The following is an 11915-nucleotide window of genomic DNA, read 5'->3' as shown; positions in this document are numbered from 1 at the left end:
TGGTGCCGCTCCCTACCCCACCACCGCCTTTGCCTGCGCCGCCTCGGCGCGCAGCAGCATGCCGAACAGGTCGCGCGGCTCATCCGGGTCAGCGAGCAGGTCGAGTTCCTCGTAGAGGCCGGTGTCGCGTAGCTTGTCGCGGACGTAGCGCAGCGCCGAAAAGTCCTCGATGGCGAAACCGACCGAATCGAACAGCGTGATCTGCCGCTCACCCGAGCGGCCAGGCGCATGGCCGGCGATCACCTGCCAGAGCTCGGTGACGGGATGGTCGGCGGCAAGCTGCTGGATCTCGCCCTCGATGCGCGTCTGCGGCGGGAACTCCACGAAGATGTCGGAACGCAGCAGGATGTCGCGATGCAGTTCCGTCTTGCCGGGGCAGTCGCCGCCGATGGCGTTGATGTGCACGCCGGGGCCGACCATGTTGTCGGTGAGGATGGTCGCATACTGCTTGTCGGCAGTGACCGTGGTGATGATGTCTGCCCCCTCGACCGCCTCCTGGCCGGAGGCGCAGATGACGATGTCGAAACCCATTCCCGCCAGGTTTTTCGCGCACTTACGCGAGGCGCTTGAATCAACATCGTAGAGACGGAGCCGGTCGATGCCGACGATCGCCTTGAAGGCAACGGCCTGGAACTCCGCCTGCGCGCCGTTGCCGATCAGCGCCATGGTGCGGGCGCCCTGCGGCGCCAGGTATTTCGCGGCGACCGCCGACATGGCAGCAGTGCGCAGCGCCGTCAGGATGGTCATCTCGGTGAGCAGCATCGGATAGCCGCTGCCGACATCGGCCAGAACACCGAAGGCCGTGACGGTCTGCAGGCCCGCGCGCGTGTTCTTCGGATGGCCGTTGACGTATTTGAATCCGTACAGCTTTCCGTCGCTGGTCGGCATCAGCTCGATGACCCCGTCATGGCTGTGCGAGGCGACTCGCGGCGTCTTGTCGAACAGCTCCCAGCGGCGGAAATCGTCCTCGATGTAGTCGGCCAGCTCGGTCACGAAGCGCTCGATGCCGACCGCCAGCACCAGCTTCATCATGTGGTCGACGCTGACGAAGGGGACGATGTTCAGCTTGGGCGCGGACATGTCAAAAACTCCGGGTCGGGCGGTCCATGATGCGGCGGCCCATCAGGCTGGCGGTGAGATCGACCATCAGGGTGGCGGTGCGGCCGCGCTCGTCGAGGAAGGGATTGAGCTCGACCAGGTCGAGGCTGGCGACGAGCCCGCTGTCAGACAGCATCTCCATGACCAGATGCGCCTCGCGGAAGGTGGCGCCACCGGGCACCGTCGTGCCGACGGCCGGCGCGATCGACGGATCGAGGAAGTCGACGTCGAGGCTGACATGCAGGAGGCCGTCTTCCGCCGCGACACGCTCCAGGAAGGCGCGCAGCAGCGGCGCGACGCCGTGCTCGTCGACGGCGCGCATGTCGTGAACGGTGACGCCGGCCTCCGCCAGCGCCCGGCGCTCGGCCGGATCGACGCTGCGCAGGCCGAGTGCACAGATGCGCTTCGGATCGACCGTCGCCGGCAAATCGGGGAAATAGCCGGAAAAACCCGGCTGGCCGGCGGCATAGGCGAGCGGCACGCCGTGCAGGTTGCCGCTGCTCGTGGTGTCGAGCGTGTGGAAATCGGGATGGGCGTCGAGCCACAGCACGAAGAGCGGCCGGCGGCGCTCGGCAGCGCGGCGGGCGAGCCCCGCCAAGGTGCCGGCCGAGATCGAATGGTCGCCGCCGAGGAAGATCGGCATGCCGCTATCGCTCGCCTGATAGGCGCGTTCGGCGATCACCGCCGTCCAGGCTGAAATCTCGGGCAGCGCTTTCAGTGCCACGTTGCCATGGACGACCGGCCGCGGGGCGGCCGGTTGCACGGCGCCGAGATCTTCCACCTCATGGCCGAGTTCACGCAGCGCCGCGACCAGACCGGCAGTGCGCAGCGCGCTCGGCCCCATCTCGCAGCCCATGCGGCCGGCGCCGTCCTGGACGGGCGCGCCAACGATCCTGCACAGCATGGTGAAACCCTCGTCTTCGTTCTTGTGAGTCGAAAGGATTTCACCCGCAAAGACCGGCGAAACGAACAGGTAAAATTGGCAAATTTATTCATTCATGCTAGCAAAACGGTCGGTTCAACCACCAAATCGGCAGAATGAACACGCTCGACGAAAAGCTGATCACCCTGCTGCGGCACGAGGCGCGGCGCAGCATCTCCGACCTCGCGATCGATCTCGGCGTGTCGCGCGCGACGGTGCGTGCGCGCATGGAGCGGCTGGAGAAGTCGGGCGAGATTCTTGGCTACACGGTCATCCTGCGCGCCGACGCGGTCGACCAGCGGGTGCGCGGCATCATGATGATCGAGATCGAGGGCCACGCCGCCGACCGGGTGATCCGCGCGCTGGGCGGCCTGTCCGAGGTCTCCACGGTCCATACGACAAACGGCCGCTGGGACCTGGTGGTCGAGCTCGGCACCGCCACGCTGACCGAATTCGACGCCGTGCTGCGGCGCATCCGCCTGATCCCCGGCATCACCGGTTCCGAGACCAGCCTGCTGCTCGCCACGCCGCGGACGACCAGGGCGCGGCTGTAGCTCGGAGCACGGCACGTTGCCGCAGCGCGACGATGCGGGTTCGCTGACGTGCCTCGCCATGCTACGTGAAGGTCGAACGATCGAAGGTTTTGCGGGTGAGGAAAGGCTGGACAGCACGGAGGCTCGGGGTCGCGCTCGCCGCGGCCTGGCTGCTGCTCGTCCAGGCGCTCTCCGGCAGCTTCGCGCTGGCAGCCAGCAGGCAGCACGTTCCGCTCGATGCCTTCGGCAATCCGCTCTGCATCACCAGCGCCAACCATGACCTGCCGGCGCCCGGCTCCGAGCACGGCCCGCCGCCCGCATGCTGCCTGCTGGGCTGTGCGACGGGCGCTCCGCTTGCCGCGCTGCCACCGCTTCATGCGTGGCTTGCCGTCGCCTTTCCGACCGGGCCGGGTACGCCGCCTCTGCTCGCGCGGGAAATCGCCGTTCCGGCCGACCCGCATGATCCGGCCAGCCCGCGAGCGCCGCCTCGCGCCGGTTGACGGACCGCCGGGTGGCGTCTGCGCCACCGGGCAGTCGATCCCGCTCATTTCCGTTCGCGCGGCCATTCGAGCCGCAGCCCAATCCATGGACACCCCGATGAAACCCTTCCCAAACACGCCGACGCGCAGCGTCGCTCTCGCCCGCTTCCGCAGCATCGAGGAGCGGATCGGCCTCGCGGCTTTCACGCTCATGCTGCTCTTCGCCCTCTCGCGTCCGCTCTGGGCGCACGAGTTTAAGCTCGGGGAGATCGAGATCGACCACCCCTGGTCGCGCGAGGTACCGGCCGGCGCCAAGGTCGCTGCCGGCTACCTGGTGCTCAACAACCACGGAGCGGAGGCCGACCGCCTCCTCTCCGTGAGTTCGGCAATCGCCGGCAAGACGGAAATCCACGAGATGAGCGTCAACGCCGACGGCGTGATGACCATGCGCCCCGTCCCGGACGGCATCGACATCCCCGCTCATGGCGAGGTCGCGCTGAAGCCCGGCTCCTTCCACATCATGTTCATGGACCTGAAGCAGGAGCCCAAGGCCGGCGTGAAGTTCCCGGGAACCCTGACCTTCGAGAAGGCCGGCACGATGGACGTCGAATTCGCCGTCGAGGCGAAGAGCGGCGAGGCCGACCACTCGCAGCATTAGGCGGCTCTGGTTTCGGGAGCAGCGCCTGCGCCGGCCTGCGTCTGGCTCTTGAACCACGAGGGCGCCAGTCGGACAGGGGAGCGGGAGCACGACGTGGCGCCCCCGCCTCTTCCCCGTTAAGCTGACGCAGTCTACCGACCTGCAGGGAGAGCCGCCATGCCGGAGACCTGGTTCGATATCCGTCCGGTGTCGCCCGGCGTCACGCTGATCACGGAACCCTTCGTCCACCCCTTCTTCCGCGCCAATCTCTACCGGATCGAGGGTCGCGACTTCGACATCCAGCTTGATTTCGGCAACGGCGTCGCCAGCTTGTCGGCCGCCCTGCCGGGCTCCGGCAGGCCGGTGCTCGCGGTAGCTACCCACGCGCATGTCGACCATGTCGGCAGTTTCCACGAATATGCGCGCCGCGCCGGCCATGAAGCCGAGGCCGAGGTCTTTTCCACGATGAACGACGAAGGCACCTTCGCATCGTGGTTCGTCAATCATGAGGACATTCTGGAGCGGCTGCCGGAACCCGGCTATCGGCTCGAGGACTACAGGCTCATGCCGGCACCGCTGATCGAGCTGCTCGGCGAAGGCGGCAGTATCGATACCGGCGGCCGCGTCTTTCGCGTGCTGCATCTGCCCGGACATTCGCCGGGGTCGATCGGCCTGCTCGACGAGCGGAACGGCGAATTCTTTTCCGGAGACGCGATCTACGACGACCAGTTGATCGACGACATAACCGGAGCGGATATTCCGGACTATGTCCGCACCATGCGGCGACTGGCCGAGCTCGACGTGAGCGTCGTCCATGGCGGACATGGCGCCAGCTTCGGCAGGGCGCGCCTGCACGAGATCGCGCGCGGCTATGTCGAGGACAAGGCGGGACGTTAGACTGAAGGTGCGGTCTTCACTGAACCGCGAAATAATCCTCGATCCGCGCCGCCGCGCGCTTGAGCGGCGGCAGCACGGTGCGCCTCATCTCCGCCACCGAAAAACGCGCCGACTGGGTGGATACGTTGATCGCCGCAGCGATCCTTCCCTGGCGGTCGCGTACCGGCACGGCGATCGAGCGCAAGCCGAGTTCCAGTTCCTCATCGACGATCGCAAACCCTTGCTCCGCGGCCTGCCGCACCCTTTCGGCGATCTCGCCCCGGTCGGTGATCGTCTTCGACGTGTTCGCCTCGATCCGAGCCCCGGCCAGAAATTCGGTCAGTTGCTCCGGCGTCATTCCGGTGAGCAGCACCCTGCCCATCGATGTGCAATAGGCCGGCAGCCGCGTGCCGACCTGCAGGGCGACGCGCATGATGCGGGCGCCGGGAATGCGGGCAACATAAACGACGTCATGCCCCGACAGCACCGCGGCCGAGCAGGATTCGTTCATCCCGGCCGCGACTTCGCGCATGAACGGCTCGGCGAAGGACCAGAGCGATGTGCCTTCGAGCCAGGTCCGCGCCAACGAGAGAAGACGCGGCGACAGCACGAACTGCCGGCCGGTCTGACTGGCATAGCCGGCGGAGGCCAGCGTGAGCAGCAGGCGCCGGGCGCCGGCCCGCGTCAGCCCGGCCCGCTCCGCTGTCTCGGTCAGCGTCAGCCCGGCCGGGTTACCGGCAAGAATCTCCAGCACGCCCAACCCTTTCTCCAGCGAGCCGACGAGGTCGCGCGACGGCATGGTGTCAGGCATGGACGCGGTGTTCTCCAAGCGGCAGACCGCCTCATTGACTTCGGCGGCATCGGCCGGATAATATCGCATATAAAACAAAAGTTCGCAATTCGAACTTTCTGGATTGAGGTGGTGCCATGGCGACGTTCCTGCCGCTCAGCCGGGCGGTGTCCGATAACTTGAACGACGGCGACACTGCCGCCTTCGAAGGCTTCACCCACCTGATCCCGACCGCGGCCGCGCATGAGGCGATCCGCCAGGGTTTTAGGGACCTGACGCTGGTGCGCATGACGCCGGACCTTGTCTACGACCAGATGATCGGCATGGGCATGGCCAACAAGGCGGTGTTCTCCTATGCCGGCAATCCCGGCGTCGGGTTGCTGCGGCGCCTGCGCGACGCGGTCGAGAACGGCTTTCCGCAGCCGCTGGAGATCGAGGAGCATTCTCACGCCGCCATGGCCAACGCCTACGAGGCGGGCGCGGCCGGTCTGCCCTGCGCGGTCTTTCGCGGCTATCGCGGCGCCGAACTGGCTAGGGTCAATCCGAACATCAAGTCGATCGTCTGCCCCTTCACCGGCGAAAAACTGGCGGCCGTTCCAGCGCTCAGGCCGGACGTAACCTTCATCCACGCGCAAAAAGCCGACCACAAGGGCAACGTGCTGGTGGAAGGCATCATCGGCATCCAGAAGGAGGCCGTGCTGGCGGCCAAGCGCGCGGTGGTGACGGTCGAGGAGGTCGTGGACAATTTCGCCGGCATCCATCCCAATGCCTGCATCCTGCCGTCCTGGACGGTACATGCGATCGCCGTAGTGCCCGGCGGCTCGCATCCGTCCTACACCCACGGCTACTACGCCCGCGACAATGCCGCCTACCTGGAATGGGACGAGATTGCCTCGGACCGCGAGAGATTTCGGGCGTGGATGCAGGAAAACGTCATCGAAAAGAGCGCCGACGATTTCGCCGGGCGCGTCGCGCATCTGAGGAAAGCGGCATGAGCGACTTCACGCCCAACGAGATGATGACGATCGCCGCCTCGCGCGCGCTGAGGAGCGACGACGTCTGCTTCGTCGGCATCGGCGCGCCGTCGGCCGCCTGCAACGTGGCGCGGCTGACGCACGCGCCGGACATCACGCTGATCTACGAGAGCGGCACGATCGGCACCGCGCCCGACGTGCTGCCGCTGTCGATCGGCGACGGGGAATTGTGCGAGACGGCCGTCACCACGGTCTCCGTGCCGGAGATGTTCCGCTACTGGTTGCAGGGCGGCCGCGTCACCATCGGCTTCCTCGGCGCCGCCCAACTGGACAAGTTCGGCAACATCAACACGACCGTCATCGGCGACTACGCGCATCCCAAGACCCGGCTGCCCGGTGGCGGCGGCGCTCCGGAGATAGCCACCTCGTCGCAACAGGTCTACATCACCATGGCGCAGTCGAAGCGCGGTATGGTCGAGAAGATCGATTTCTTCACCTCCTTCGGCCATGGCGACGGCGGCGATCATCGCAAGCGCCTCGGTATTGACACGGCCGGCCCGACCCTGCTCATCACCGACCTCGCGATCTGGAAGCCGGATCCTGAGACCAGGGAGTTCACCGTGGTCTCGCTGCATCCCGGCGCCACCCGTGAGACGGTGCAGGAGACCTGTGGCTGGACGGTGAAGTTCGCCGAGCGGCTGGAGGAAACCCCTGCCCCGACCGAACTGGAACTGAAGACGCTGCGCGACCTGCAGGCCCGCACAAAGGCGGCGCATGCGGGGACCGCGAAGAAGGGGAAGGCGGCCTAGCATGACCGAAGCCTATATCTGCGATTTTATCCGCACCCCGATCGGTCGGTTCGGCGGGGCGCTCTCCTCCGTGCGCACCGACGACCTCGGCGCCATCCCGCTGCGGGCGCTGGCCGAACGCAACGCGGCGGTCGACTGGGCCGCGGTCGACGACGTGATTTTCGGCTGCGCCAACCAAGCCGGCGAGGACAACCGCAACGTCGCGCGCATGGCGCTGCTGCTGGCCGGCCTGCCCCAGGAGGTGCCGGGCACCACGATCAACCGGCTGTGCGGTTCCGGCATGGACGCGGTGATCGCCGCCGCGCGCGCCATCAAGGCGGGCGAGGCCGAGCTGATGATCGCCGGCGGCGTCGAATCGATGAGCCGCGCGCCTTTCGTCCTGCCCAAGGCCGACAGCGCCTTCTCGCGCAACGCCGAAATCTACGACACCACCATCGGCTGGCGCTTCGTCAACCCGCTGATGAAGAAGCAGTACGGCATCGATTCCATGCCGGAGACCGGCGAGAACGTCGCCGAGGATTTTGCGATTTCACGCGCAGATCAGGATGCTTTTGCCGTGCGCAGCCAGAATAAAGCCGTGGCGGCACAGGAAAACGGCCGACTTACGAAGGAAATCGTTGCGGTGACGATCCCGCAGCGGAAAGGCGAACCCGTCGTCGTCGCCAAGGATGAGCACCCGCGTGCCGGCACGACGGTGGAGACGCTGGCAAGATTGCCGACGCCGTTCCGCGAGGGCGGCACAGTGACGGCGGGCAATGCGTCGGGCGTCAATGACGGCGCAGCGGCGCTCATCATCGCCTCGGAAGCCGCGGCGAGGAAGCACGGCCTGACCCCGGTCGCCCGCATCCTCGGCGGCGCGGCCGCCGGCGTGGCGCCGCGCATCATGGGCATCGGCCCGGCGCCGGCGACAAAAAAACTGTGCGCGCGGCTGGGCATCTCGCCGAGAGACTTCGATGTGATCGAACTGAACGAGGCGTTTGCCTCGCAGGGCATCGCCGTGCTGCGCGAACTCGGCATTGCCGAGGATGCGGATCACGTCAACCCGAACGGCGGCGCGATCGCGCTCGGCCATCCGCTCGGCATGTCGGGCGCTCGCATCACCGGCACCGCGGCGCTGGAACTGCGCGAACGCGGCGCGAAACTGGCGCTGGCGACCATGTGCATCGGCGTCGGACAGGGCATCGCGGTGGCGCTGGAGCGCGTGTAACGGAAGCCATCCACCAGGGTCGCCGACGGCCAGTACATTGAAAACGTCGGCAGGACAGCGCTCCGCTGTCCACCCGACGTTTGCGGAGCCTCGAGTCCAACGCCGACGCCGTCGATTTCGTCCTCAGCGATGCGCCAAAATGTTCACCAGCCGTCCGAACGGGTCGCGCACGAAGAAGCGGCGCACGCCCCACGGCTCTTCCGCAGGGCCGTATTCGACGGCAATGCCGGCCTTGTGCACGCGCCGAAGCGCTTCGTCGAGATCATCGACCTCGACCGACATGTCGGGCACCGGCGTTCCCGATCCGCCTTCCGACATGATGCTGACCTGCACGCTCATCGTCTCGGCGTTGCCGTAGGTGGCGATCCAGCCGAGATCCATCAGCACGTCGAGGTCGAGCACGTCGCCATAGAAGTGTTTGGCGGCGGCGACGTCATCGGTGGCGACGTTGGCGACGATGCGGTTGACTTTCATAGCTGGCTCCTCGCCTGCGGCGCAGTGCAGTAGTGCCACCCACCGGTCCAGATAACAGCATATCGCCTTCCGTCCAGTATCCCATTCCGACCAAGCATGAGTTCGTCGAGGGCGAGATCGGACGACGCCGGGCGGAGCGCGGGGGAACCGACCGGCTATCAGCCGGCCGTCCCCATGTTTCCGCGGTCGAAGGTCACGGCCTTGACGACGACGAAAACCGGGCGACCCGGCTGCAGGCCGAGCGTCTCCACCGAACGGCGCGTCACGCGCGCGGCCAGGCGGTCGCCGCCGCAGTCCAGCGAGATCAGCGCGTCCGGTCCGCCGTCGGCCGAGATGCCGGTGATCGTTCCTGCAAGCACGTTGAGCGCGCTGATGCCCTGCGGCCGCTCGAGCGATAGCATCACATCGCGGGCCCGCACGCGGGCGCGGATTTTTGCGCCGACCGGCGCATCGACCCGCGGCAGCCGCCATTCGCCGCCGGCGGCATGCAGCACCGTCAGCCCGAACGCCTCCTCCTGGCCGGCGACGGTGAGGTCGACCATGGCGCCGGCCTCGCCACGCTGGTCCTCGGGCAGAAGATCGAAACGCGACAGGATATCGGCGGCCGGCCCGCTCGCCGCGACCGTACCGGCGGAAAGCACCACGACGCCCGTCGCCAGCCTCGCCACCTCGCCGACCGAGTGGCTGACATAGACGATCGGGATCTTCGTCTCGTCGCGGAGCCGCTCGATATAGGGCATGATCTCGGCCTTGCGTGCGTCGTCGAGCGAGGCGAGCGGCTCGTCCATCAGGATGAGTTTCGGGCTGGCGATCAGCGCCCGGCCGATCGCCACGCGCTGCTTCTCGCCGCCCGACAGCGAGGCCGGCCGGCGGGCGAGCAGATGGCCGATGCCGAGCAGGTCGACCACGGCGGAAAAGTCGGCGTAGCGCTCCGCGGCGGGCGTGAAGAAGCGGCCATAGCCGAGATTCTGCGCGACCGTCATATGCGGGAACAGCCGCGCATCCTGGAAGACGTAACCGATGCGGCGCCGGTGCTTGGGCACGAACACGCGCTTGTCGGCGTCCACCAGCACCCGACCGTCTACGACGATGCGCCCCTCCCGCGGGCGCACCAAGCCGCCGATCATATTGATCAGCGACGTCTTGCCGGAGCCGGACGGGCCGAACAGCGCGGTGAGCCGCCCGCTGCTCTCGAACGCCGCGTCAAGCAGGAAATCGCCTTGCTTGTGGCGGATGCGGACCGACAGCGTCATTCGATTTCGAGCCGCCGGCTGACCCGCCGCGCCAAGAGCTCGGACGCCACCAGGGCGATCATGGCGATGACGATCGACACCAAAGTGAGCCGCAGGGCGCCGAGATCGCCCCCCGGCACCTGGGTGAAGGTGTAGATGGCCGACGGCAGGGTCTGCGTCTCGCCGGGAATGTTGGAGACGAAGGTGATCGTGGCGCCGAACTCGCCCATGGCTTTCGCGAAGGACAGGATCATGCCGGCGATGATGCCCGGGAAGATCAGCGGCAGCGTGATGGTGGAGAACACCCAGGCGGGGTTGGCGCCGAGCGTGCCGGCCGCCGCCTCGAGTTTTTTGTCGACCGCCTCGATCGAAAGACGGATCGCCCGCACCATCAGCGGGAAGGCCATCACTCCGCAGGCCAGCGCCGCCCCCGTCCAGCGGAAGGAGAAGACGATGCCGAAATTGTCGGCCAGGAACGCGCCGACCGGGCCGCGCCGGCCGAAGGTTATGAGCAGCAGGTAGCCGGTGACAACCGGCGGCAGGATCAGCGGCAGATGCACGATGCCGTTGAGCAGCGACTTGCCCCAGAAATCCCGGCGCGCCAGCAGGAAGGCGATGGCGATGCCGAACGGCAGGGCGACGACGGTCGCCCAGACAGACACCCTTATGGAGAGCCGGACCGCGTTCCACTCGTCCGGGCTGAGGTCCAGCCACTCCATGCCTTCACATCATGCCGCTCAGTTGGAGACCGGCGGCACCAGTACCGTGAAACCCTGCTCCTCGAAAAGTGCCTTGGCCTTGGCCGACTGCATGCACTTCAGAAAGGCCGGCGCGGCGGCGCTGTCGGCGCCGGCCGTCACCGCCGCGGGATACTCGATGGGAGGATGCGAGTCCGCGGGAAAGGTGTAGATGATTCTTACCTTGGGATCGGCCTTGGCGTCAGTCTGGTAGACGATGCCGAGCGGCGCCTCGCCGGTGGAGACCAGCGCCAGCGCGGCGCGCACGTTCTCCGCCTGCGCCACCTTGCCTTCGGCCGAGGCCCATACGCCGAGCTTTTCGAGCGCCGCCTTGCCGTATTTGCCGGCCGGAACCGCATCGACATTGGCCATGGCGAGCCTGCCGTCGCCGAGCAGCCCGGCAATGTCGAAACCGGGCGCGATGTCGGCGGCGGCAGGCGAATCGGCCGGCGCGACCAGCACGATGCTATTGCCGAGCAGCTTTACCTCGGTGTCCTTCTTCGTCAGATTCTTCTCCGACAGATAAGCCATCCAGTCGAGATCGGCGGAGACGAAGAGGTCTGCCGGCGCGCCCTGCTCGATCTGCTTGGCCAGCGCCGAGCTTGCGGCATAGGAGATCGTCGCCTTGCCGCCGACATCCGCCTCGCAGGCGGTGTTCACCGCGTCGAGCCCATTCTTGAGGCTGGCGGCGGCGAAGATCGTCAAGCCGTCGTCGGCGTTTGCCGCGGGCGCGGCAAGCAGCGCCGTCATTCCGCCGGCGGCCAGCAGCAGCCGCAGCCCCAAGCCGTTGCATTTCATCGCGACAAGTCTCCATTCATGACAAATGCGTCCGCTCCTCACACGGCACGGCGGCATCGATATATTCAATCAAACATAACTCTTGGCGTTTGTCCAATGGCAAAGCTGTAGGGAGTCCGGCGATAGCCCCGTGTGTCATGCCGTCGGATTTCCGAGCAGGCGCAGCGCATCCCCATCGGGGAACTGCTCCGGCGATGGATGGCTGGAAAGCTTCCGGCGCGGCGACCAAACGATCTCGGCCGCGAGCGAACCGCCATCGCTATAGCTTCACTGAAATAGCCCAGGGGGTCGGACACGTTTTGACGAAAACCCGTTGTCCGCCTGTCACATTCGGCCGATACTCCCCGAT

At 66.8% G+C, this 11915-nt stretch carries 14 protein-coding genes; 7 read left to right on the top strand and 7 right to left on the bottom strand.

What is annotated here, in order from left to right; translation table 11 throughout:
* Positions 1–12: 12 nt before the first annotated feature.
* Positions 13–1080, bottom strand: a complete 1068-nt coding sequence (locus C7I84_RS03660; protein WP_106770803.1) for an ornithine cyclodeaminase — start codon at positions 1078–1080, stop codon at positions 13–15.
* A 1-nt stretch (position 1081) separates the two neighbouring features.
* Positions 1082–2002 carry an arginase gene (gene rocF, locus C7I84_RS03655; protein WP_106770802.1) on the bottom strand — a complete coding sequence of 307 codons (921 nt, stop codon included), beginning with the start codon at positions 2000–2002 and terminating at the stop codon, positions 1082–1084.
* A 134-nt stretch (positions 2003–2136) separates the two neighbouring features.
* Between rocF and C7I84_RS03650 the strand changes: the two genes are divergently transcribed.
* From C7I84_RS03650 to C7I84_RS03635, 4 genes are all read left to right on the top strand, one after another.
* Complete coding sequence (locus tag C7I84_RS03650; protein ID WP_106770801.1) at positions 2137–2574, top strand: Lrp/AsnC family transcriptional regulator; 438 nt, start codon at positions 2137–2139, stop codon at positions 2572–2574.
* A 65-nt stretch (positions 2575–2639) separates the two neighbouring features.
* Positions 2640–3053: a hypothetical protein gene (locus C7I84_RS03645; RefSeq protein WP_207770962.1), complete on the top strand. Its 414-nt coding sequence runs from the start codon at positions 2640–2642 to the stop codon at positions 3051–3053.
* A gap of 97 nt (positions 3054–3150) precedes the next feature.
* The gene (locus C7I84_RS03640) at positions 3151–3690 is read left to right on the top strand and encodes a copper chaperone PCu(A)C (RefSeq protein WP_106770975.1); all 540 of its coding nucleotides are present in this window, start codon (positions 3151–3153) and stop codon (positions 3688–3690) included.
* A gap of 156 nt (positions 3691–3846) precedes the next feature.
* On the top strand, positions 3847–4566 hold the full coding sequence (locus tag C7I84_RS03635) for an MBL fold metallo-hydrolase (RefSeq protein WP_106770799.1): 720 nt from the start codon (positions 3847–3849) through the stop codon (positions 4564–4566).
* Positions 4567–4582: 16 nt separating this feature from the next.
* Here the strand turns inward: C7I84_RS03635 and C7I84_RS03630 are convergent, their stop codons facing one another.
* Positions 4583–5356 carry an IclR family transcriptional regulator domain-containing protein gene (locus tag C7I84_RS03630; RefSeq protein WP_106770974.1) on the bottom strand — a complete coding sequence of 258 codons (774 nt, stop codon included), beginning with the start codon at positions 5354–5356 and terminating at the stop codon, positions 4583–4585.
* A gap of 116 nt (positions 5357–5472) precedes the next feature.
* Between C7I84_RS03630 and C7I84_RS03625 the strand changes: the two genes are divergently transcribed.
* The 3 genes from C7I84_RS03625 to pcaF are packed head-to-tail and all read left to right on the top strand — an operon-like array spanning position 5473 to position 8325.
* Positions 5473–6330 carry a CoA transferase subunit A gene (locus tag C7I84_RS03625; RefSeq protein WP_106770798.1) on the top strand — a complete coding sequence of 286 codons (858 nt, stop codon included), beginning with the start codon at positions 5473–5475 and terminating at the stop codon, positions 6328–6330.
* The gene (locus tag C7I84_RS03620) at positions 6327–7118 is read left to right on the top strand and encodes a CoA-transferase subunit beta (RefSeq protein ID WP_106770797.1); all 792 of its coding nucleotides are present in this window, start codon (positions 6327–6329) and stop codon (positions 7116–7118) included. Before C7I84_RS03625 ends, C7I84_RS03620 begins: the two co-directional genes overlap by 4 nt.
* A 1-nt stretch (position 7119) precedes the next feature.
* Complete coding sequence (gene pcaF, locus C7I84_RS03615; RefSeq protein WP_106770796.1) at positions 7120–8325, top strand: 3-oxoadipyl-CoA thiolase; 1206 nt, start codon at positions 7120–7122, stop codon at positions 8323–8325.
* A 123-nt stretch (positions 8326–8448) separates the two neighbouring features.
* Here pcaF and C7I84_RS03610 read toward each other — a convergent pair whose 3' ends face one another.
* The 4 genes from C7I84_RS03610 to modA all read right to left on the bottom strand — a co-directional run bounded on the left by C7I84_RS03610 (position 8449) and on the right by modA (position 11566).
* Positions 8449–8799: a VOC family protein gene (locus tag C7I84_RS03610; protein WP_106770795.1), complete on the bottom strand. Its 351-nt coding sequence runs from the start codon at positions 8797–8799 to the stop codon at positions 8449–8451.
* A 158-nt stretch (positions 8800–8957) separates the two neighbouring features.
* A complete protein-coding gene (modC, locus tag C7I84_RS03605; protein WP_106770794.1) occupies positions 8958–10052 on the bottom strand; it encodes a molybdenum ABC transporter ATP-binding protein in 1095 nt (364 codons plus the stop codon).
* The gene (gene modB, locus C7I84_RS03600; protein WP_106770793.1) at positions 10049–10750 is read right to left on the bottom strand and encodes a molybdate ABC transporter permease subunit; all 702 of its coding nucleotides are present in this window, start codon (positions 10748–10750) and stop codon (positions 10049–10051) included. Before modB ends, modC begins: the two co-directional genes overlap by 4 nt.
* 18 nt (positions 10751–10768) lie before the next feature.
* Entirely contained in the window at positions 10769–11566 is a 798-nt protein-coding gene (gene modA / locus C7I84_RS03595) for a molybdate ABC transporter substrate-binding protein (RefSeq protein WP_106770792.1), read from the bottom strand.
* Positions 11567–11915: the final 349 nt, after the last annotated feature.

Source organism: Kumtagia ephedrae (assembly GCF_003012745.1).
Classification (GTDB): Bacteria; Pseudomonadota; Alphaproteobacteria; order Rhizobiales; family Rhizobiaceae; genus Kumtagia; species Kumtagia ephedrae.
Note: the sequence above shows the minus strand (reverse complement) of the source record. Positions and strands in the feature narration are given on the sequence as shown.